The 22,299-nt window shown below is 45.0% G+C and carries 21 protein-coding genes, 2 tRNA genes and 1 pseudogene; 11 read left to right on the forward strand and 13 right to left on the reverse strand.

All coding sequences use genetic code 11. The features are described from left to right. Positions 1-73: 73 nt before the first annotated feature. Positions 74-814 (reverse strand): LytR/AlgR family response regulator transcription factor, encoded by a 741-nt coding sequence (locus CWI32_RS01735; RefSeq protein WP_004278633.1) that lies wholly within the window; start codon positions 812-814, stop codon positions 74-76. A 69-nt stretch (positions 815-883) separates the two neighbouring features. Continuing rightward, the gene (locus CWI32_RS01740; RefSeq protein WP_100534494.1) at positions 884-2,038 is read right to left on the reverse strand and encodes a sensor histidine kinase; all 1,155 of its coding nucleotides are present in this window, start codon (positions 2,036-2,038) and stop codon (positions 884-886) included. Between CWI32_RS01740 and argH the strand changes: the two genes are divergently transcribed. Together argH and CWI32_RS01750 are read left to right on the forward strand one after the other, a co-directional pair. Beyond that, positions 2,029-3,459 (forward strand): argininosuccinate lyase, encoded by a 1,431-nt coding sequence (argH, locus tag CWI32_RS01745; RefSeq protein ID WP_171304321.1) that lies wholly within the window; start codon positions 2,029-2,031, stop codon positions 3,457-3,459. The genes CWI32_RS01740 and argH overlap by 10 nt on opposite strands. A 29-nt stretch (positions 3,460-3,488) precedes the next feature. Then, on the forward strand, positions 3,489-3,758 hold the full coding sequence (locus CWI32_RS01750) for an oxidative damage protection protein (RefSeq protein WP_005095230.1): 270 nt from the start codon (positions 3,489-3,491) through the stop codon (positions 3,756-3,758). A gap of 599 nt (positions 3,759-4,357) precedes the next feature. On the opposite strand, the gene pgsA is transcribed toward CWI32_RS01750, so the two are convergent. From pgsA to uvrC, 3 genes are all read right to left on the reverse strand, one after another. Beyond that, positions 4,358-4,945: a CDP-diacylglycerol--glycerol-3-phosphate 3-phosphatidyltransferase gene (gene pgsA / locus CWI32_RS01760; protein WP_005095228.1), complete on the reverse strand. Its 588-nt coding sequence runs from the start codon at positions 4,943-4,945 to the stop codon at positions 4,358-4,360. A 107-nt stretch (positions 4,946-5,052) separates the two neighbouring features. After that, positions 5,053-5,847: a thioesterase family protein gene (locus tag CWI32_RS01765; RefSeq protein WP_005095227.1), complete on the reverse strand. Its 795-nt coding sequence runs from the start codon at positions 5,845-5,847 to the stop codon at positions 5,053-5,055. Between the two features lie 115 nt (positions 5,848-5,962). After that, a complete protein-coding gene (gene uvrC / locus CWI32_RS01770) occupies positions 5,963-7,762 on the reverse strand; it encodes an excinuclease ABC subunit UvrC (RefSeq protein WP_005173083.1) in 1,800 nt (599 codons plus the stop codon). A 224-nt stretch (positions 7,763-7,986) separates the two neighbouring features. Between uvrC and CWI32_RS01775 the strand changes: the two genes are divergently transcribed. Beyond that, positions 7,987-9,048 carry an AAA family ATPase gene (locus CWI32_RS01775; protein ID WP_100534497.1) on the forward strand — a complete coding sequence of 354 codons (1,062 nt, stop codon included), beginning with the start codon at positions 7,987-7,989 and terminating at the stop codon, positions 9,046-9,048. 1 nt (position 9,049) lies between these two features. Here the strand turns inward: CWI32_RS01775 and CWI32_RS01780 are convergent, their stop codons facing one another. Continuing rightward, positions 9,050-9,478 carry a PH domain-containing protein gene (locus CWI32_RS01780; protein ID WP_100534748.1) on the reverse strand — a complete coding sequence of 143 codons (429 nt, stop codon included), beginning with the start codon at positions 9,476-9,478 and terminating at the stop codon, positions 9,050-9,052. A gap of 583 nt (positions 9,479-10,061) precedes the next feature. On the opposite strand from CWI32_RS01780, the gene fadB reads away from it, so the two are divergent. From fadB to CWI32_RS01800, 4 genes and pseudogenes are all read left to right on the forward strand, one after another. Continuing rightward, positions 10,062-12,212, forward strand: coding sequence for a fatty acid oxidation complex subunit alpha FadB (gene fadB, locus CWI32_RS01785; protein WP_100329467.1), 2,151 nt, complete (start codon positions 10,062-10,064; stop codon positions 12,210-12,212). A 12-nt stretch (positions 12,213-12,224) separates the two neighbouring features. Beyond that, entirely contained in the window at positions 12,225-13,397 is a 1,173-nt protein-coding gene (gene fadA / locus CWI32_RS01790; RefSeq protein ID WP_005095215.1) for an acetyl-CoA C-acyltransferase FadA, read from the forward strand. A 59-nt stretch (positions 13,398-13,456) separates the two neighbouring features. Next, positions 13,457-14,056: pseudogene (locus tag CWI32_RS01795) on the forward strand (ImmA/IrrE family metallo-endopeptidase); the annotation flags it as partial. Between the two features lie 150 nt (positions 14,057-14,206). Next, positions 14,207-14,632, forward strand: coding sequence for a hypothetical protein (locus CWI32_RS01800; RefSeq protein WP_005095211.1), 426 nt, complete (start codon positions 14,207-14,209; stop codon positions 14,630-14,632). Between the two features lie 96 nt (positions 14,633-14,728). Here the strand turns inward: CWI32_RS01800 and tehB are convergent, their stop codons facing one another. From tehB to CWI32_RS01835, 7 genes are all read right to left on the reverse strand, one after another. After that, positions 14,729-15,595: an SAM-dependent methyltransferase TehB gene (gene tehB / locus CWI32_RS01805; RefSeq protein ID WP_100534498.1), complete on the reverse strand. Its 867-nt coding sequence runs from the start codon at positions 15,593-15,595 to the stop codon at positions 14,729-14,731. A 214-nt stretch (positions 15,596-15,809) separates the two neighbouring features. Beyond that, entirely contained in the window at positions 15,810-16,082 is a 273-nt protein-coding gene (locus CWI32_RS01810) for a hypothetical protein (RefSeq protein ID WP_005095207.1), read from the reverse strand. Positions 16,083-16,192: 110 nt separating this feature from the next. After that, a complete protein-coding gene (locus tag CWI32_RS01815; RefSeq protein WP_100534499.1) occupies positions 16,193-16,942 on the reverse strand; it encodes a hypothetical protein in 750 nt (249 codons plus the stop codon). A gap of 198 nt (positions 16,943-17,140) precedes the next feature. Continuing rightward, positions 17,141-17,644: a hypothetical protein gene (locus CWI32_RS01820; protein WP_100534500.1), complete on the reverse strand. Its 504-nt coding sequence runs from the start codon at positions 17,642-17,644 to the stop codon at positions 17,141-17,143. Positions 17,645-17,878: 234 nt separating this feature from the next. Continuing rightward, a tRNA-Phe gene (locus tag CWI32_RS01825) sits at positions 17,879-17,954 on the reverse strand. Between the two features lie 136 nt (positions 17,955-18,090). Next, positions 18,091-18,166: transfer RNA gene (locus CWI32_RS01830), tRNA-Phe, on the reverse strand. 201 nt (positions 18,167-18,367) lie between these two features. Further along, positions 18,368-18,745, reverse strand: coding sequence for a GNAT family N-acetyltransferase (locus tag CWI32_RS01835; protein WP_005095200.1), 378 nt, complete (start codon positions 18,743-18,745; stop codon positions 18,368-18,370). 96 nt (positions 18,746-18,841) lie between these two features. On the opposite strand from CWI32_RS01835, the gene hisB reads away from it, so the two are divergent. The 4 genes from hisB (at position 18,842) to CWI32_RS01855 (ending at position 22,251) form a co-directional block, all read left to right on the forward strand. After that, positions 18,842-19,435: an imidazoleglycerol-phosphate dehydratase HisB gene (gene hisB / locus CWI32_RS01840; RefSeq protein ID WP_005095198.1), complete on the forward strand. Its 594-nt coding sequence runs from the start codon at positions 18,842-18,844 to the stop codon at positions 19,433-19,435. Continuing rightward, positions 19,435-20,052 (forward strand): imidazole glycerol phosphate synthase subunit HisH, encoded by a 618-nt coding sequence (hisH, locus tag CWI32_RS01845; RefSeq protein ID WP_100534501.1) that lies wholly within the window; start codon positions 19,435-19,437, stop codon positions 20,050-20,052. The genes hisB and hisH overlap by 1 nt, the downstream gene beginning before the upstream one ends. Before the next feature lie 359 nt (positions 20,053-20,411). Further along, the gene (locus CWI32_RS01850) at positions 20,412-21,074 is read left to right on the forward strand and encodes a 3'-5' exonuclease (protein ID WP_100534502.1); all 663 of its coding nucleotides are present in this window, start codon (positions 20,412-20,414) and stop codon (positions 21,072-21,074) included. Positions 21,075-21,480: 406 nt separating this feature from the next. Beyond that, positions 21,481-22,251 carry a hypothetical protein gene (locus tag CWI32_RS01855; RefSeq protein ID WP_100534503.1) on the forward strand — a complete coding sequence of 257 codons (771 nt, stop codon included), beginning with the start codon at positions 21,481-21,483 and terminating at the stop codon, positions 22,249-22,251. The last annotated feature ends 48 nt before the right edge of the window (positions 22,252-22,299 follow it).

Consider the following 22,299-nt stretch of genomic DNA (forward strand, 5'->3'; position numbering starts at 1 on the left):
AACTTAACCTGCTCACTTGAAAATGCAAGTGAATTTATACAAGTTTCAACTGAATGCTCTCATTCATCTCCTGTTAAAGCTTTTGAATCCGGTCGCGTAGAAACGGTAAATGTCGCCGACTGACCGCCAAACGGTCGTCCAGCTCACGACAACGGACTTGATACTGACCCGAACTCACCACTTCCAGACCATCCAGATAATGCACCGAGATCAAGGCATTACGGTGAATGCGGATAAACTGGTTCCCAAACTCCTGCTCTAACTCCTTTAAGGTTTCATCAATCAGTACACTGCCGTTTTTATGACGTACAGTGACATATTTCTGATCCGCCAGAAAATAATAGATATTTTCAACTGGCACCAATTCGACACCACGATAGGTCTTTGCCGCAATCTGCTGGCGGCTGATATTGATTTCGTCCATATTTTCTTTTTGTTTTAGTTGGCTCATTTGAGCTTGGGTAAGTTTAGTTAAGTGCTCTAAAACCTGTGCCAATTCCTGTTGCATCACCGGTTTAAGCAAATAGCCTTCGGCATTTGATTTAAATGCATCCAGCGCATGTTGGTCATAGGCCGTACAAAAGACAATGGCCGGCATTGGATCCAGCTGACGCAGATGTTGCGCACAAGCCAGTCCATTCATTTCGGGCATTTGAATATCTAATAGAATGACATCGGGTTCGTATTGGTGAGCCAGATCAATAGCCTGACGGCCATGGCTTGCTGTCGCCACCACATCATGCCCCAGTTGAGAGACCAAACGTGATAAACGCTCGACGGCCAAAGGCTCATCATCACAAATCAGGATGTCCATTTATCCTCCTTTCCCAGTTAACATGATCAAATCAATGATAAAGCCAACTGTGATTGCTTTGATTTATTTTTATTTATAGCGATATCGCACTACCGTCGTAAACATCCCTTCGCCGGCAAAGGTTTGAAAAGTCACACTGGGTCCATAATAAGCTTGCAGACGCTGTCTGACATTTTCTATTGCAATACCATGTCCCTTTTTTAAAGTTTTATTATCCTGCGTATAAGGGTTCGTTATGATGATATTAATTTGATTTTGCAATATTTCAACCAATATGCTTATGGTACTCTTTGTGAGAATTTTTTCAACTCCATGGAAAATACTATTTTCTAACAAGGGTTGTAAAGTTAATAATGGAATTTGAACTTGCGAGTATAAGTCTTTGTTTTCTAACTTCCATTCGACCTGCAAGCGCTCCCCCAAACGGATCTGTTCAATCTCCAGATAACGCTGGCACAGATCAATCTCTTCCTGCAGGCTGACCAGTTTTAATTCCTGAAAACTGGCACGAAACAGCCGTGATAAATTCAGCAACATGTGCTCGGCTTTATCCGGATCAATACTGATCAGGCTGATCACACTATTCATGCTATTAAACAGAAAATGCGGTTGAATCCGCGCTTGCATGGCCTGAATCCGGGCATTCAGCTCACTATTTTGTTGTTGCTCCCATTGCTCACGCAAGTACAGATAACGAAAACAGAAAGTTCCCAATAAAATTCCCAGACTCAAATGCAGCCCGACCTGATCCAGAGCAATCGCCAGATTTAAATTCTGAAAATTAAAATTCTGCCCGAAATGTATCAAAACATTCAGGCTGATCGTGGTGATCAGTACAATTGCCTGTAACAGCAAAAATCCGGAAATCAGGGCCAGCTTAATCCCCATACGCTGAAAGGCCTGATGAAATAGTTCCACCAGTGCAGCAAAACATAACAGTACCCAGTTGATATACAAGATATATTGCAACAGATGCATGCCATTTAAAGCCTGCCAGGATTGCGCTTCTGCAAGCGCCAGAATCATGGCCAGCACATTGCCACCCACAAACAGTTCCAGCAAATAACGTAAATTACCAATCTGGCTAAAAAAATAGGAATTTTGCATGTGCTGGTTCATCGATGTGAAAGATTGAGCAGATGTGACTTCGGCAACGGGCTTTGAATTTGTTATACTCTTTTTAGTTCTACTGCTTTTAATCTGATTGAGCCGACATGACCACATCTTCTAATTCCTCTAATCCATCACAAGCCCAGACTTCGGGTATGTGGGGCGGTCGTTTCTCTGAAGCGACTGATGCTTTTGTTGCTGAATTTACAGCATCTGTTCAATTTGACCAACGTTTTTATAAACAAGATATTGCAGGCTCGATTGCCCATGCAACCATGCTGGCCAAAGTGGGCGTACTGACCGCTCAAGAACGCGATGACATTATCGAAGGTCTGACTGCGATTCAAGCCGATATTGAAGCAGGCAACTTTGAATGGCGCATTGACCTGGAAGATGTACACATGAACATTGAGTCACGCCTGACTCAGCGTATTGGCATCACAGGCAAAAAATTACACACTGGCCGTAGCCGTAATGATCAGGTCGCAACTGACATTCGTCTTTATGTACGTGATGAAATTGATGCGATTTTAAAATTACTCGAAAAATTACAAAAAGGTATTTTAAGCCTGGCGGCTAAAAACACCGATACCATCATGCCGGGCTTCACCCATTTACAAACCGCTCAGCCGGTGACTTTTGGTCACCACTTAATGGCCTGGTTTGAAATGCTGGTACGCGACTCTGAGCGTCTGATTGATTGCCGTAAACGTGTCAACCGTATGCCACTGGGTTCTGCTGCACTTGCAGGAACCACCTACCCGATTGAGCGTGCTTACACCGCTGAGCTGTTAGGTTTTGAAGCCGTTGCTGAAAACTCTTTAGACGCAGTATCGGATCGTGATTTTGCAATTGAATTTAATGCCGCTGCATCGTTAATTATGATGCACTTGTCTCGTATGTCTGAAGAACTGATTCTATGGACTTCAGCGCAGTTCAAATTCGTGAATATTCCAGATCGTTTCTGTACAGGCTCTTCAATCATGCCACAGAAGAAAAACCCGGATGTGCCTGAACTGGTACGTGGTAAAACCGGCCGTGTCTATGGCGACCTGATGAGCCTGCTGACCCTGATGAAAGGCCAGCCGCTGGCGTACAACAAAGACAATCAGGAAGACAAAGAACCCTTGTTTGATGCGATCGATACGGTACGTGGCTCATTGATGGCATTTGCCGACATGATTCCTGCACTGGTTCCAAACATTGCTGAAATGCGCGAAGCAGCGCTACGTGGTTTCTCTACTGCGACTGATCTGGCAGATTACCTGGTGAAAAATGGCGTGGCATTCCGTGATGCGCACGAAATTGTCGGCAAAGCTGTAGCACTGGGTGTTGCAGAGTCGAAAGATTTGTCTGAGCTGACACTTGAGCAACTTCAACAGTTCTCTGACCTGATTCAGGCCGATGTATTTGAAAAAGCCTTAACACTTGAAGCATCTGTGAATGCACGTAACCATATTGGTGGAACTGCACCTGCGCAAGTCGAAGCTGCTATTGCCCGTGCTTATACTCGCTTAGAAAATCTTTACGCTTAACTTTTTTAGCTTAAATTCGGAGTATTGATATGTCTCGACAAGTATTTTGCCGTAAGTATCAACAAGAAATGGAAGGCCTGGACTTTGCACCCTTCCCAGGTCCCAAGGGTCAGGAACTGTTTGACCATGTGTCTAAACAGGCTTGGCAGGAATGGCTCAAACACCAGACTACGCTGATTAATGAAAAGCGTTTAAACGTATTTGAACCGGACGCGAAAAAGTTTCTAGAAGAACAACGTGAAAAGTTCTTTAGCAATGACGAAACTTTGGAAAAAGCTGAAGGGCTAAAGCCTGAGTGAGGATTAGTGGAGCGCTGCTCCACCCGAACGCAAGACAAGCAGCTATGCTGCGCGTAGGCTTTAATCTAAAAGAGTCTCTTTTGAGGCTCTTTTTCATTTCTGAAATTATAAATCTTTCTTTCCAATAGCGCTTTCAAATTTCAAGAACAGAGTAATAGCAGCAAGCTAAGTTATTGATGTCTTGAATTCAGGGTTTTGATTGGGCGGCGGCCGGTATTCTGTACTTTTTAGACAAAAGCTGAAGGATTAAAAAGCATTTTTACCTAGCCTATCCCCCGCCAATAGTCAGCCACTATCCTGCTGAAAAACATTCATATTTGTATCAAAATTATAGATTGTAAATCTTACATACAGACTGATCACAAAACACAACAATCTGCTACAAGAAGTCATATGATTTTGTAAAATGGTCTCTTTATAATGAGCTCTAAGAAGATGAGATATCTTTGAATAACTATAACAATAAGCAACAAATACCCCGATTTCATCCCAGTTCTTCCCCCAAAGGCTGGGTATTTTTTTGCCTGTGATTTATCAAACTTTGATAATTTCGGAGCATAAAAAAAGCCCCTTTCAAGGAGCTTATTTTTTAATTTTGCTTAAGGCTGTTTCAAATAGGGCCAAGCCGCTTTCAGATAAATAAACATCGACCATAAAGTCAGGATGACTGCTGTGTACAATAAGGCATAGGCCAGCATTTCCAGTGGTGGCCAGTTCAGCAAAAACACGGTAATCGCAATCATCTGAAAAGCCGTTTTGTATTTACCCACGGTTGATACTGCAACATTGGTTCGTGCACCCAGTTCTGCCATCCATTCACGTAATGCTGAAACAGTAATTTCACGTGAAATAATCACAATCGCAGCAAAAGCCATCGACATCGAAGGTTGCCATTGCACCAATACAATCAGCGCAGCTGCGACCATCAATTTATCTGCGACCGGATCGAGAAAACGGCCAAAAGCAGAGGTCTGGTTTAAAGTTCGAGCCAGATAGCCATCAAACCAGTCCGTCACTGCAGCCACTACAAAAATCGTGGTCAAAATAATATGCCGTGTCATGTCGGAATGGTTGGCTTCAAAGCCCATTGCAGGCGGCCAGTAAGCCACCAATAAAAATACCGGAATAAGAGCGATACGCGCCAAGGTCAAGATATTTGGAATATTCAGGATACGACCTGTAGTCATAGACACCGCCAATTGTTCCCCTCATGTACGATAAAAATGCACACTTTTTTAGAGGTTTGATCCATCATTAATAGGCTTCACTTTATACGAATTGGCTGTCAGTGTCACTAGGCAAACACCGTCACTGTTTGTCTTGCCATCGCAATCAGGCGATTTTCTGCATCCCAGAGATAGGCATGCTCGGTTGCATAACCATCCGCAGCATGATCCGTAAATACTTTATATTTAAACCAATCATGCAGTTGATGCTGAAGCGGATGCACATAGGTCACGCTCCAGGTCAGACTACTCGCGGGTGCCATACTTTTAAACATCGGCAGTACACCAGGTGGCCAGATGTCGAAAATTGCCATCAGGTCAGCGATCAGGAATTCACGATTGCTATGCTTTTCAGGATGAAAACGGCACCAGCCGCCAAAGTCCGGACGTGAGCTGGCACTACAAGGCAGATTGACGTCCGCCCAGGCGATTTCAAAATGGTCATAACATTCTGGCAGGCCATAACCCGCAGGAATCTGCAACAGCTGCTCTGGTGCAGCATAGTCAGGTGCCTGTTCTTCTTGCTGCACCTGAATTTCCGAGTCACGCGAGATACCAAAACTGGCAATCAGAATACTTTGTACTACCTCGTCTTGCCATAGACGTACTTCGATGGTGGTGACCGACTTACCTTCCCGCAAAATTTCAGCACTCAGTCGCACTTTCGCCTGTTGGATCGGCCCAACAAAGGTGACGCTGCAACTGAGCAGATGTTTGGCCGGATCATTGATCTGAATAACCGCTTTTTGCATCATCATTGCTGCAGCCAGACCACCATACAGGGTGCGCCCCTGTAACCACCCTGATGGAAATTCCACCCATTCCTGTTCGGAAATTTGTGCATAAAGCGCCTGCAAAGACATGTTGATCCCTCAGTGAGTCTTGATCCTCAGTATATTGAGTCAAGCTTGCTCTGCTGTGAATGATCAATGACCCGTGCGTCAATGTGCTCTTTTGCCCTTGCATTGGGCTTGATAATTATTCATGCAGCACTTTATAGATCATCCGTGCCATGACTGAACCCAATCCCGGCACCAGTTGCAGATCTCTTTCTGAGGCTTTCAGTACCCCCTGAATCCCGCCAAAATGGGTCAACAGGTCACGACGGCGTTTTGGCCCAAGGCCCGGAATGACTTCTAGTACCGATGAACCGCGTTTTTTATCGCGTTTGGCGCGGTGCTTGGTAATCGCAAAGCGATGCGCTTCATCCCGCACCTGCTGAATCAAATGGAGTGCCTTATGATCTTCTGGCAACTGAATCTTGCGACCATCGGTAAAGTGCAGGGTTTCCAGACCGGGTTTACGCCCCTCGCCTTTGGACACACCGACCATAAAGGCCTCCAGCCCTAGTTCCTGCATCACTTCCATCGCCATATGCAGTTGCCCTTTCCCACCATCAATCAGGAGTAAATCTGGCAGCATGGCTTTTTTATAACGACGGGTCAAAGCCTGACGCATGGCGGCATAGTCATCGCCCGCCTGAATGTCATGGATGGAAAACTGACGATAATCACGTTTACGTACCCCACCACTATCAAATACCACACAAGACGCGATAGTGTCTTCACCCATGGTATGCGAAATATCAAAACATTCGATCCGGTCCACCGGGCGGCCGACCACCTGTTCCAGCTGATGGAAACGGTCATTCAGCTCAAAATGATTGGCCAGCTTGCCCTGAATCGCATGCTGTACATTCATTTGTGCCAGTTCCAGCCATTCCGCGCGGGTTTCTCGTACCTTGGACTTGATCTGGATTTTCTTGTCAAAATGCTGCGACAAGGCAGCTTCCAGTTCCTTGCGATCGGCCACTTCGACATTGACAATCAGCTCGGCCGGAATTTCATCCGCCACCTGAAAATAGAAATTGGCAATAAAATCGGCAAGCATCTGCCCCAGATCATCACTGAGCATATCCGGGAAATAGCTCTTTCCGCCGAGCATTTTACCGTTGCGCACATGCATGATCTGCACACAGGTCACCCCGGCCTGATAAGCAATCGACAGGATATCGGCTTCGCCTTTGAGCTTATAAATCGCCTGCTGTGACTGCACATCTCTTAACAGTGCCATCCGATCGCGATAGAACACGGCTTTTTCAAATTCCAGCGCTTCGGCTGCCGCTTCCATTTTTGCGATCAGTTCCTGATTCAGCTCCTTGGTATCGCCCTGCAAAAAGCGAATCGAGTTATCCACATCTGCTTTGTAGTCTTCCGGAGAGATAAATCCGACACAGGGCGCAGAACAGCGCTTGATCTGGTATTGCAGACAAGGACGGGTTCGGTTGGCAAAAAAGCTGTTTTCACAGGAACGCACATTAAACAGTTTTTGCAGCACCACCAAGGTATCCCGGGCGGTATAGGCACTCGGATAAGGCCCAAAAAACTTGCCGACCTGATGCTTGCCCTTGCCGCGCCCACTGGCCAGTCGTGGATAAGGTTTATCTGCGGAAACAAAGATATAGACATAAGATTTATCATCGCGCAGCATGATGTTATACGGCGGATGATGCAGCTTGATCAGGTTCTGTTCCAGCAACAAGGCTTCGGTTTCAGAGCGCACCACCAAGGTCTGAATATCATAAATCCGCGCCACCAAGGCCTGGGTTTTGGGATGATCCAGCGTTTTGACAAAATAGCTGGAGACCCGGTTTTTTAGATTTTTGGCTTTCCCCACATACAACAGTTCGCCGTCTTTGCCATACATCCGGTAGACCCCGGGCAGGCTGGTCATATTGGCCAGAATTTTCTCGATATGAGGACGTGCGTTTTCGTTCACCTAAAGCCTATTTTTTACATGCAATCTGCAGATATATGTGATGATTATTCGGTTATTTTCAAGCGAAAACACAAAATTCCCCTCAACTTGACACCCAATTTAAAACTATAGCTCAGCCATCTTTGCAATCTATAGCTTTCTGCGCATGATCTGATTGCTAAAAGCTCTAAATTTCAACCTTTAACTTTGCTATGCTCGAAGGGTCTAGTTTTGAGATGATTCGCATGACCATGCAGCAATCGGGCATCCATATTGTTCAACCATCCAGCTCCACCCATCACCCCTCTGAGCGTGATCGCCGGATTGGCAAACCGCGTTTTCATTTCGAGCCGAATCACGTGATGCAATTGCTGCGTGAACGGATGATTGGACAGGATGCCGCACTGAATGAAATTGAAAAAATGCTGCATGTGGTCAAGGCCGATTTCTCCAGTCCGGAGCGTCCACTCTCGGTCACCTTGATGCTCGGCCCAACCGGCGTGGGTAAAACTGAAACTGTGCGTCTGATTGCCGAAGCGATTTATGGTCGTCCGGATGCTTTCTGCCGGATTGACATGAACACTCTGGCACAGGAACATTATGCCGCGGCACTCACCGGTGCGCCGCCAGGTTATGTCGGTTCTAAAGAAGGTCACAGTCTGTTTGATGAAACGGCGATTGCCGGCAGTCATACCCGTCCCGGCATCATGCTGTTTGATGAGCTGGAAAAAGCCAGTAACGAGGTGATTCGTGGTTTGATGAATGTGCTGGATACTGGCAGATTGACCCTGACAGCTGGAACCAAAACTATTGATTTCCGTAACTGCATGATCTTTATGACCAGTAATGTCGGCGCACAGGCGGCACAGCAATATCTGGAAAAACTCAGCTACCTGCCACAGCAAATACAGGCACTGTGCCTGAAACATGTACCCACCCAGCGCATTATTGAAAAAGTCATGCAGCGTAAATTCGATCCTGAATTTCTAAACCGGATTGACCGCAGCCTGCATTATCAGGCGGTACAGCATGATGCCCTGCCACGTCTGGTCGAAATTGAACTGGAAAAACTCAATAAACGCCTGCAACATCAAAACCGACAAGTACATTTATCGGATGCAGCCAAAGCCTATTTCTATCAGGGCTATGATATTCGTTACGGCGCCCGGCATTTGGGCCGCAAGCTGCGTACCGAACTGGAACCGGTTCTGGCGCTGTATTTTTTAAGCCAGCCCGAGCAGTTCAGTCTGCATCTGGACTGTGTCGATGGACAATTTGTGGTTCTGCCTGAGCAAGCAAAAGCTTAAATCATGCAGACTCACTATCCGTTTTATTTGCTTGAATTGCCTGTCTAAAAGCGGTCGGATCTGTAGGTGAAACCAATACAAATTTCTGCACGCCGTCTTCCCTATAGTCAATCCGCAGACGCTTTAAGGACAAGGCCGGTGCAATGATAGAGTGATCTGTCGGCTGGATGGACTGGATGGCGCTCAACGGAATCTGCCAGCTCAACCACAGGCTTTTAATACTCAGCACTCCATTTTCCAGCACATAGCGCGTACTCCACAGCGGCCACCACAGAATAATAATGGTCAGAATGTAGATGGCGGTGTGCAGTGGATATTGCTGCAGGGTACCTTTGGCCTGCATGGTCAGCAGCAGTTGCAGTAACAGGCCACTCATACAGATCAGAAAAGCGACCAGCCACCAGTCTTTTTTGGAACGAAATACCTGCATCGAGATCCCCATATCTATGTGCCTGATCATCATAAACAATTCTGTGCCAGATGACAGAGGTCATATTCAACAGAAGCACTGTTATTTCAGGCCTAGCATCAACATAGGCATGCTGGGGCTGAAATCCTCAGAAAACCCTCGACTAAAACAATCAACTGCAGTTTTATTGCGGCTGATCCGAAAATATCTATACATGCCTGCACGCCATGTACTGAGCGAGATTCAGCCCTGATTTTCCTTGTTCCACAGGCCGATAATTGACTGAATTGACCAAATAGCAGCAAAGCCTGCCCTTGAATATTGTCCACCCTGCTCCATATCAATCAGGCTAATCGATAAAAAATAATGAATTGAAACAGAATCTTTAGTTCAGGCTGTGGTTAAAAACGGCAACAAAAATACAGCGCAGATGGAATCGATTCGGCAAAAATTGATGACCCTTGCGTCACGGCTTGATACAACTTGTTATGTTCTTTTTGGATATAGTTATCGTAAGATTAGCGAAGTCTAAAAGTGCGCGGGATATGCGCATTTGCTTCACAACATCAACTTAGAAGTCCTCCAAAATAAAGGAGATCAGGGCATGATCCACGCTGGCAATGCCATTACCGTCCAAATGCTAGAGGACGGGATTGCAGAATTCCGCTTTGACTTACAAGGTGAGTCTGTTAACAAATTCAACCGTGCAACGATTGAAGATTTCAAGGCTGCTATTGAAGCCGTCTCCCATGCCGATATTCAAGGTCTGATTGTCACTTCAGGCAAATCTACATTTATTGTCGGTGCCGATATCACTGAATTCGGCGATAACTTTGCTCAGGGTGAACAAGCAATTGTTGACTGGGCGATGCCGGTACATGAAATTTTCAACAGCTTCGAAGATCTCGACATTCCTAAAGTGGCTGCCATTAATGGTATGGCACTGGGTGGTGGTTTTGAAATGTGTCTGGTGTGTGACTACCGTGTCATGTCAGAACAGGCGCAAGTCGGTCTGCCTGAAATCAAGCTGGGCATTTTCCCGGGCTTCGGTGGTACAGTGCGTTTAAGCCGTCTGATCGGTATCGACAATGCTGTAGAATGGATGGCCATGGCCAACCCGAAAAAGCCTGCTGCTGCACTAAAAGACGGTGCTGTAGATGCGGTGGTTGCTGCTGAAAAACTTAAAGATGCTGCACTTGATCTGGTCAAACAGGCGATTCATGGCCGTTTAGACTGGAGAACCAAGCGTCAGGAAAAACTGGATCCGGTTAAACTCAGCCCGATCGAACAGATGATGGCGTTTAATTCATCGAAAGGCATGGTTCTGGCCAAGGCCAATCCGACTCAATATCCGGCGCCAAAATTACTGCTTGATTCATTACAGGCCGGTGCAAGCTTGCATCGTGATGACGCGTTAAAAGTTGAAGCTGAAGGCTTTGCCAAAGCTGCAGTTACGCCACAAGCAGGTGCATTGATCGGTTTGTTCCTGAACGACCAGATCGTGAAAAAAACCTCGAAGCGCTATGAAAAAGGTGCGCATCCGGTGAACCAGGCGGCGGTACTTGGCGCTGGGATCATGGGTGGTGGTATTGCTTATCAGGCGGCGAGCAAAGGCACACCAATCATCATGAAAGATATTGGTAATCCACAGCTTGCATTGGGTATGTCTGAAGCGAACAAACTGTTGACCAAACAGGTTGAACGCAAAAAAATGACACCAGCGAAAATGGGTGAAACGCTTGCACGTATCCGTCCGACTTTAAGCCTGGAAGAGTTTAAAGAAGTGGATATCGTGATTGAAGCGGTAACTGAAAACCCTAAAATCAAAGCTGCTGTACTTGCTGATACTGAAAAATCAGTACGTGAGAACACCATCATTGCTTCAAATACGTCTACGATTTCGATCACGCGTCTGGCTGAAAGCCTGCAACGTCCTGAGAACTTCGTGGGGATGCACTTCTTTAACCCGGTACATATGATGCCTTTGGTTGAAGTGATCCGTGGCGCGAAGACCTCTGACGAAGCCATTGCAACGACTGTGGTACTTGCTCAGAAAATGGGTAAAACACCAATCGTGGTGAATGACTGCCCGGGCTTCCTGGTCAACCGCGTATTGTTCCCTTACTTCGGTGCATTTGACCTATTGCTTAAAGATGGTGCTGATTTCCAGCAAATCGATAAAGTGATGGAAAAATTCGGCTGGCCGATGGGCCCTGCTTACCTGATGGACGTTGTCGGTATTGATACTGGCGTGCATGGTGCAGAAGTGATGGCTGAAGGCTTCCCGGATCGTATGAAACCGGACTTCAAAGGTTCGATTCAAACCATGTATGAGAACAAACGTCTGGGTCAAAAGAACGACGTGGGTTTCTACAAGTATGAACTTGACCGTAAAGGCAAAAAAGCCAAAGTGGTTGATCCAACTGCATATGAGCTTGTGGCCTCTGTTGCAACTGTGGAAAAACGTGAATTTGACGCTCAGGAAATCATTGACCGTATGATGCTGGCTTTCTGTAACGAAACGGTTCGTTGCCTGGAAGACAACATTGTCGCGACTGCTTCTGAAGCAGATATGGCAATGATCATGGGTGTCGGTTTCCCTCCATTCCGTGGTGGTCCATGCCGTTACATCGATCAAACCGGTGTAGCTGAGTATGTTGCGCTTTGCAATAAGTATGCGCACCTTGGTAAAGCTTATGAAGCGCCAGAAATGTTGCGTGAAATGGCTGCTAACAACAAAAAATTCTACGGTTAAGGAGCAACGTGAATGGCTACTTTAAATCCACGTGACGTTGTCATCGTCGATGGCGTACGTTCAGCAATGGGTAAAACCAAAAACGGTATGTTCCGCAATGTACGTGCGGACAGCCTGTCTGCTGAACTTGTCCGTGCCCTGATGGTACGTAACGAATTCGACCCGAATGAAGTTGAAGACGTGATCTGGGGCTGTGTCAACCAGACTCTGGAACAAGGGATGAACATTGCCCGTAATATCGCATTACTGGCAGACTTGCCGAAAACTGTGGCAGGTCAAACCGTGAACCGTTTGTGTGGTTCGTCTATGCAGGCGATTCATACTGCGGCTGCGCAAATTGCCACCAATCAGGGTGATATCTTCATCATTGGTGGTGTAGAGCACATGGGCCATGTGGGCATGATGCATGGTATCGACCTGAACCCGGAAGCGTCTAAGCATTATGCCAAAGCATCGAACATGATGGGCTTAACCGCTGAAATGCTGGGTCGTATGAATGGCATTAGCCGTGAGGAACAGGATGCCTTTGGTGTGGAATCACATCGTCGTGCCTGGGCTGCGACTGAAAATGGTCTGTTCCAGAACGAGATTGTGGGCATTGAAGGTCACAACGCTGATGGTTATAAAGTTCTATGTGATATCGATGAAGTGATCCGTCCGGATGCCAACATCGAATCATTCCGTGCTTTACGTCCAGTGTTCGATCCGAAAGGCGGTACAGTGACTGCGGCAACCTCTTCAGCCTTGTCTGATGGTGCTTCTGCAATGTTGCTCATGTCTTATGAGCGTGCACAAGCCTTAGGTCTTAAGCCACGTGCCGTGATCCGCTCTATGGCAGTTGCAGGTTGTGATGCTGCGATCATGGGTTATGGCCCGGTTCCGGCAACGCAAAAAGCCTTGAAACGTGCTGGCCTTGCCATTTCTGATATTCAGACTTTTGAATTGAACGAAGCCTTTGCTGCACAAGGTCTGTCTGTTCTTAAAGGCTTAGGCATTTATGACAAACAGGACATCGTAAACCATAACGGTGGTGCGATTGCGTTGGGTCACCCACTCGGTTGTTCTGGTGCGCGTATTACCACGTCTTTGCTTAACGTGATGGAACAGCAAGATACGCAAATTGGTCTTGCGACCATGTGTATTGGTTTGGGTCAAGGTATTGCGACAATTATCGAACGTGTTTAATTCTTAAATACTCAGATAAAAATAAACCCCGCTTAGTGCGGGGTTTTTTTATACAAAAAAAAGAAATTGATGCCCTTTCTTTTTTTGATGATGAATCAGGCTCACCGTTTATTTTTTTGAATGATACAAAATCTGCCGAACGGGTAAGATTCGATTGTGCGCATGAATTAGGCCACACCGTTATGCACACACATAATAAATATGTCCGCAATGAAGTAGACAATCGCATTTTAGAAACTGAAGCAGATAAGTTTGCTTCAGAATTTTTAATGCCTACTGAAGGTTTTTTAAGTACAGTTCCTTCTTATTTAACGATTGAAAATATGATCGACTATAAGAAAGTATGGCGAACATGTTTAAAGGCTATAAATTATAAATCGCATAAATTGCAACGTATAACAGATTGGTTTTATCGAAGTAACTCTATGAAAATTAGTACCTTAGGTTATCACATTAATGAGCCTAACGAAACTCACCGTGATGAAAGCGTAATGCTTCCTAAATTAATTTTAACATTAGCTTCAGATCCAAAATTTAGTAAGCAGAAAATGCTCGATGAAATTCGTATATCTGAAAAAGACTTTAATGAACTAACATTTGATTCTTTAATTAAATATGAAGAATCTAAACCTCGACCAAAGCTTTATGTCATTAGTTAAAGCTCTTCGGAGCTTTTTTATTTAAACTAGAATGTTATCCCTTTGTAAAATTGGTTTATTTTTCCACCATTAAAATCTTAATTATGAATCGCTTAAATTTTATCTGTGTATGATCAAGCCTCTTTTTTCCTACTTCCTTAAGGGGTTTATATGAACATGCTTAAAACAATGCTTGCGACTGCAATCGTAGCAACTTCTGCATCTGCAATGGCAACTGAAGCTCAAGTAGCACCTGCTGCTACAACCACTACAGTTCAAACTGTTGCTACAGAAGCGGTTGCGCCTGTGCAAGCAAAAGTTGAAGCTGCTCAAGCCACTGCTACAGATGTAAAACAAGTAACTGAAGCGAAAGTTGAAACAGTAAAAGCTGAAACAACTGCTCAAGTAGAAACTGCACAAGCAACCGCAGAACAACAAGTTGAAGCTGCAAAAACAGAAGTAGCAGAAGCAAAAGACGCAACTGTTGAAACTGCTGCTGAAGTAAAAGACGCGACTACTGAGAAAGCCGAAGCTGCTCAAGCAGAAGTAAAAGCTGAGAAAAAAGGCTGGTTCTCTTGGTTTAAAAAAGCGGCTTAAGCTTTTTAAAAGCATAAAAAAGATGTCATTACGACATCTTTTTTTGTTTTGAACACTCTCATTTTAATTCAAGAGTTTAACAGCAGCTTAAAGCACTTATTCGACCTTTTGCGCTAACATGGTCGCAAAATGCTGTTTAATCCGTTGGCCTTGTGCATCCACCCGATGCAGCTCACCAATATTTTCATTGTATTTCACAATCTTCCAGTCCTCATAATAAGCCCGTAACTCGCCCGGCTTAAAGCTAAATGGAAAATCGGGCTGTACCGGAATCTCTGGCGTATCCATCGCACAGACAATCAGGTTATAACCACCCGGCACGGTGGCCTGCTGCATCTGCGCAATCAAGGGTGCAATGGTTTTGGCCTCGAGGAACATCATCACCACGGTGCAGCAAATGAAGTCATACTGGCCTGTAATACTGGTATCTGTGTTGAGATCACGGCGCTGGATCTGCAAGTGGTCAATGTGCTCCGTCTGCACAATCTGTCTTAAGGTCTGCAAACTGTTTTCATTGACATCCCAAGCATCGACATTAAAACCATTCTGACTTAAATACAGCGCATTACGTCCTGTACCGCAACCGACATCCAGCGCACGGCCACCCTTTAAATAGGGCATGGCAGCCAGTACTTCAGAATGGGTAGGATTCAACTGATATTTTTTGATGAAGTAATCTTCAGGCCGGCAATAAAAACGCAGCTGGCATTCGACATCCTCGCTGGCAGAAACAATCTTGTGCCAAGCCTCAGGTTCAATAAATGGCGGTTGCTGTTCTGGTGTAAATACATGTTCAGATTGCACCACACCGGATGCTTCCAGCATGGCAAAACGCAGCTCGCCTTTAAGTAGCGTCAGTTTGGCCCAAGTCCCTGCTTTGGTATTGTGCTGATTCTTGAAGCCCTGAGGAATACTCTTTTCTGTCCAGACCGGAAGTTGCTTATAACAAATCAGTTCTTGCATCAATATCGCCCTCCATCTCATGCATGCGCCGCCTGTCATGCTTATAGCGACGGTTTTATTCATTTCAGCATAGCTGGTTCAGGCCGGAATTGGAATCAGCGCTTATTTACGCTGTGCCAATACAGCAGCAAGATGCAGACCAAATCTGGAAAAATAAAAAAGCGGCCTCGATCGACAGCTTGAGTTTAGCCAGAGAATGAATAGGGTGACTGGATTAATGCAGTAGTTCTGATTGTAGCCAGCGCATATAATTTTCCTGATCCATAAAATCCGGCGCGCCTTCCAGATCCAGACTGAAATACTGCTGATTAAACTGAATCACAATCTGTTCGGTATAGTGCCAGTCCTCGATCAGCTTGAAATATTGATTCAAGAAAAATCGGCTCCTGCCCTCATTATTCAGACTTTGTAGTTTTGGACATATTTTATTTGCGACAAACTCACCGTACACCTGCTGAATATCAGCAAAAACCTGAATTGTTTGCATGACTCACCTGCTTAAATGTTATGTCGTGATCTGTGCGACACATTCAATTTAAGCACTGAGTTTGAACAGCAGATGACAGTCATGTGGCAATCCTGTAATCGCCTACAGGGTTATAACTTGTTTTCAACCGCTTTCTGGTTTGCTGTCGCAATCTGTTGCATCTGTTTATTCAGATTTAATATTTCTTTATACAGCGCATTAAACTCTTTCACTGCTTTATCTTCATAAAACATGAAAGTTTTATTTTTCTTTTGCCATTTATGCTTTTTCAATACGGCAAATAAGGCATCTGCCTTGGCCAGACTTTGTTTCTCAATCTCAAAGATCGCATGAGCATTACTTTGCTGTTGATCGGCTTGCAGGTTCGCGATCAGCTGCTGGCGATAACGGTTTTTAATATCCAGTTGCTGTGCCTTATTGATCAGCTCGGCATCACGCTGCTGAATTTGCTGCTGATAGCTGTTCACAATTTGATGCACTTGCTTGAGCATGGCTTCGGTTTCTTTATAGTCTTGTGCCTGATCCTTGGCCAGACGGTCAATATCCAGAAAATTCTGCCAGTTGGCCGCTTTCAGGTCGCGTAGATACTGATTGCGCTCCTCGGCACTGTCCCGTAGTTGACCCAGCATAAATTCGGCCATGATGGCATAGTCCCCATCCAGACGATCATCCTCAAGCTCAAGCTGAATCGGTTTAGACCAGTCCTGTGCTTGCCTTACAATGCTCTGGGTTTTTTCTTCCAGCACGGTTTCATACTCGAGCAACTCGGCCTGATGTTTTTGCTGGACAGAATTTTGATAAAACAGTCCAATAAAAATTGCCAGCGTAACAGCGGCTAATATCATAAAAACACGCGGCATGTACACGCTCCAGCTCTGTCGGTCAGATCTTATTGATAATACACACTATGCTTATTTTTTAGACCCAATTCAAGAGATTTGGTTTGACCGCTCATATGGCATGCTCAGGCAAGAATCATCGTGCCCGGAAAGTAATTTAATCCAAAATCTTCTGCTGGCTGATCCTGCAGACCCAAGCCTTCAGGCTGTCAACAACGATTATCTGGAATCAAATGGCAAGCTCAGGCTGAGTCGATTTGGGTCAAATTGTTCACGTACGATTTGCACGTTGGTGGCATCCCGGTTAATACCAAAGGGTTGCAGCAAGACATACACACCATTTCTTGGGTCTGAAGACTGTAAGCCCTGTGCTATTGCCAGTACATATTCACGAAATACCACAGGCAGACTATCCAGATCAGGGGCGACCGGCGACCGCATTACATCAATATTCGCAGCAATGTCGCCATCTACGCTATAGGCCTGAATATCACGTTCGATTTTCATCAGACGCATTTGTAGGGCCTTAAGTTGGCTGTTCTGTTCCTGATAAGGCATCATTTTTTCAGTCACGGCGCGCAGTTCCGGTTCGGCCATGACAGTGAGTGTCGGCAATACCACCGGATCAGACACAGTGGCAGGTGCAGCATGGCTGGATATCGGCAGTGTAAAGGCAGCACAGGCCGTGATCAGGCCCAGTATGCTCGGCTTTAGGAGATTCATGATTTAGCCCTCATTTGGACAATAGGAAAGCTTCAGATTGAAAGCTTACAAGTAATACAAGCGCCTATTGTTAAGTTTGATAAACGGTCAATAATGAATAAACAGGATAAAAAATAGAAAAAAATACGGCAGGAACAATAAGAAAATATAGATTTAATTCTGATCTGATTTTGTTTTAGGCAAACATTACAGACAAAAAAAATCCCCAAACATGGTTTGAGGATTTTTTGAATATGGTGGCGAGACCCAGGATCGAACTGGGGACACACGGATTTTCAATCCGTTGCTCTACCTACTGAGCTATCACGCCGATGCGGTGTATTAAGCCGTATCTGGCTGCATTAGTCAATCAAAATTATAAAAAAAATAATTGAATGACTGAATTTTGGTCTAAAAAAAATCCCTGATGGGATCAGGGATTGAAAACTTTAAAATGTTTTAAAATATGGTGGCGAGACCCAGGATCGAACTGGGGACACACGGATTTTCAATCCGTTGCTCTACCTACTGAGCTATCACGCCGATGTCGCGTATTAAACAGTTTCAGCTTTAAATCGTCAAGAGCGCAGAGAATAATTTTCATCAAATGTTTACTTTTCCATCAAATCGCATCAATTTGAGTCATAAATTAAACAGTTTTTACCAAAGACTTCACTAATAAAACAAATCTGCGGTCTTATTTACAAAAAAGCAGCCCGAAGGCTGCGACTGCTTGATCTATTTTTAGATTTTTTCCAGATTGGCCAGACAACGATGGATGGCACCACACCCCGGCACAAAATTCTTGACCCCTTTTTCTTCTTCCATGCGGCAGACTTCACTGACCAGCCTTTCTGCAACGCCACGCCCGCGGTTGGCCGGATGCACCACGATATTTTCCAGAATCCGGCTTTCTCCCTGTCCGGTGCACCAGATTGCCCCGATAATCTTGGTATTAAATTCTGCACTATAAACTGAGGTATACTGTGTAAGGTTTTGCTCTAGTTGTTCCATGGCATCTGCCCCATCGCTAAATTCAGGGCTAGTGTCATACAGTCGCTCAAGCTGGCTGCGCACTTCATCATTTTCTAAAGAAGTATAAGCATGTACGGTAATAGGCATTGATAAACCCTCCTGAGCAATCTAATATGCGGTGACGTCGTCACGGCGAAAATATTTTCTACATCAATCATTTTGACGTATTTGAGGAACGTGTCTATGACAGATCGTATCAGTGAAGTGGTAAGAAATACCAACGAAACCAAAATTCGAGTTCGTTTGAATCTCGACGGTACTGGTCAAGGCACCTTAAACACGGGTATTCCATTTTTAGACCATATGATTGATCAAATCAAGCGTCATGGTTTGTTTGATATTGATATTCATTGTGAAGGCGATCTGGAAATTGATGACCATCATACCGTAGAAGACTGTGGTATTACCTTGGGTCAGGCTTTTGCACAAGCGCTGGGCGATAAAAAAGGCCTGAAACGCTACGGTCACTTTTATGCACCACTCGATGAATCTTTAAGCCGTGTTGTGGTGGATCTGTCTGGTCGTCCAGGCCTGTTTATGGATATTCCATTTACCCGTGCCATGATCGGCCGTTTTGATGTGGATTTATTCTCTGAATTCTTCCAGGGCTTTGTCAATCATTCATTGATGACCGTGCATATCGACAACCTGAAAGGCAAAAACAGCCATCACCAGATCGAAAGCGTATTTAAAGCTTTTGCGCGTGCGCTGCGTATGGCCTGTGAAGTGGATCCGCGTGCTGCGAACACGGTCGCTTCAACCAAAGGAACGCTGTAATGACCCGTATTGCCCTTCTTGATTATGGCATGGGAAATTTGCACTCTGCGGCAAAAGCACTCGAACATGTCGGCGCCACGGTTGATGTGACCAATGATCCTAAACTGATTGCTCAAGCAGACAAAATTGTCTTTCCGGGTGTAGGCGCCATGCGTGACTGTATGCAAGGTATGCATGAAGCAGGTATCGATGAAGTGGTACGCAATGCAGTGTTTAACAAACCGGTACTGGCAATCTGTGTCGGGATGCAGGCCTTGATGCAGCATTCTGAAGAGAATGGTGGCACAAATGCGCTGGGTATTTTCAAAGGTGCGGTCAAGCATTTCCCGGAAATGGCCGGTCTAAAAGTGCCACATATGGGCTGGAATCAAGTACATCAGGCCAATCCAGACCATCCGATGTGGAACAATATTGAACAGGATGCGCGGTTCTACTTTGTACATAGCTACTATGTCGAGCCACAAGATTCAGATCTGGTGGCTGCCAGCTGTACCTATGGCATCGAGTTCTGTACCGCGATTCATCAAGAAAACCTGTTCGCGACCCAGTTCCATCCGGAAAAGAGCCATACCGCAGGTTTGCAATTACTGAAAAACTTTGTGGACTGGAAAATCTGACTTTCCTTTCACTTAAAAAGCTCGCAGATTGCGGGCTTTTTTATTCGTTCAGATTAATCCACCACCAGAATAATGACTATTTTTTAGTCAAAAGAATTGTTATGCTGCTTAGGCAAGCCCTTATATTTAAATAATAATTAAAGCATATGGGAATAAAATAATGTATCAATACTCTCACACTCGTGAATCAGCCTTAAACACAAATGGATGTTTTGACCGCCTGTCTTATCTGGCTGGAACATGCTGATGACCTTGTGGCTCCTGATCCTCATTCCGCTGGTCAATCTAGGCTTTATTTTTGCTTAAACGTAGAAAAGTAATTAAGCTGAGTGCCCAAGCCCAGTGAACTATTGATAATTATGGAAGCGCTCCAGCCGACAATACTGCCGAGCAAAGAACAGATTCAGGCCTTTCCTGTATTTCAAAATCTTCCCATGCCGCAGATTCAACTTATTCATAGTCTGGAACAATGTCTGGCTGTTGAACAGGAGCTGAAAAGCTGCGCATTATTTGGCTTTGATTCTGAATCTAAACCGACCTTTAAAGTCGGTGAAATCTCTACCGGGCCACATCTGATTCAGCTGGCCACTCTAAACAAAGCCTATTTATTTCAAATGAACCCGGCCATCTGGGCTTTTCTTGTACCAATTTTTGCCAATCGTGATCAGATCAAGGTTGGTTTTGGCCTGAAAAATGATGCGCATTTGTTTCGTAAACGAGGCATAGAACTGAATAGCGTGATTGAGCTGTCGAAATGCTTCGGTTATTTGGGGCTAAAAAATCCGGTCGGACTGAAAAATGCCATCGCCCTGTTATTTGGACTAAATTTCCCTAAATCGAAACGGATTAGCACTTCCAATTGGGCCAGTAAAAACTTAAGTGCAGCCCAGATTGACTATGCAGCTGCAGATGCCTATGCGCCAGTGTTGGTATTTGAAGAATTGCTGCGCCGAAATCTACTCCCCAAAGAGATTCCGAATACATCACTGAAATTACGTCTACGCCCTTCATCAAGGCTTTAATGTCTTCAGCACACTGCAACAATGTAACTTTGTGTAAATAAGATTCTGCCCCAAAAGTTGGCAATATTAAGACTGCTTAAATGCCCATCCCAAGTGAATTTAGCAACTTTCAGCGTCTCTTTAACTTGGAACTTAACTTCAGATAGAATCATGCCCAATCTTGAAGCATAAAACTTCAAAAAGCACCATAAAATTCAAATTAATTTACTGATTTTATTTACATTTTAAAACAATAACAATTTTCAAACTTAGCAATTTGAATATATTCAACTTTTTATAATTTCTTTATTTTTCATGATCTATTTGCAGTTTCTCCGCTCTGTTTTTTATTAAAAAATTTGCTAAAACATGAGCCATCTTATTCATCATCCGATCAGGATGTACATGTTCTCGAGGGTTAATACACATGTTCAGTTTATTGAGTGAAAAAATCAGTGGCGTGCTGAGTCTGGCACTGCAAGGGATTACGACAGCACTGGGTGTGCTGACTAAAACGGTGATCACCGTGGTAGATGAAGTGGTATCAACCGTATCGGATCTGACTGCGCCTCTTAGCGCTCAGCTCGGTGCACTGCCCGTTGCCGGAGATCTGCTATCGACCATCCTGAATGTCAGCACTGGTCTGGTCAGTGGCGTCAGCGCAGGTGTACATGCCATCTCGGACCAGTGGATTGTAGGAGACTTAGCAGGCGGTGTTAATACTGCCTTGAATGGTACGACTGATCTGCTGGGTCAGGGTCTAGGGGGTGTATCTGACATTCTGGACAGTGTGCTTGCCGCTACGGCTTCATTGACTGCTCCATTGGCTAACTTACCGATCCTGGGTGATGTGGTGACCGCGGTTGGGCAGACTGGCAGCAATCTAAGTGGTCTGGTTGATGAAACCGGACAATATGTGGCAGCAATCAATCCACTCGAGCTGATTAACAATACCCTAGAAAATCCGGTCGCCAGTGTCGGCGGCGTAATTCAGGATGTATCGGGCACACTGGATGCCCTGCTCAATGACCTGGTTCCGGTCACGGACGTCGCGACCAGCCTGCCAGTTGCAGGTACGGTGGTCGGTTTAGTGGGTGAAACTGTCAGTACAGTCAATCAGGGACTTTATGAGTTGGGAGCGCAGCTGGGCCAAGTCAATTCACTAGACCATCTGTCTCAAACTTATAGCTATGTCTAATCAGTGTGACAGTGAAAATAAAGCAGATCGTATGCGCAGTCGCTGAAT

The organism is Acinetobacter pseudolwoffii (assembly GCF_002803605.1).
Classification (GTDB): Bacteria; Pseudomonadota; Gammaproteobacteria; order Pseudomonadales; family Moraxellaceae; genus Acinetobacter; species Acinetobacter pseudolwoffii.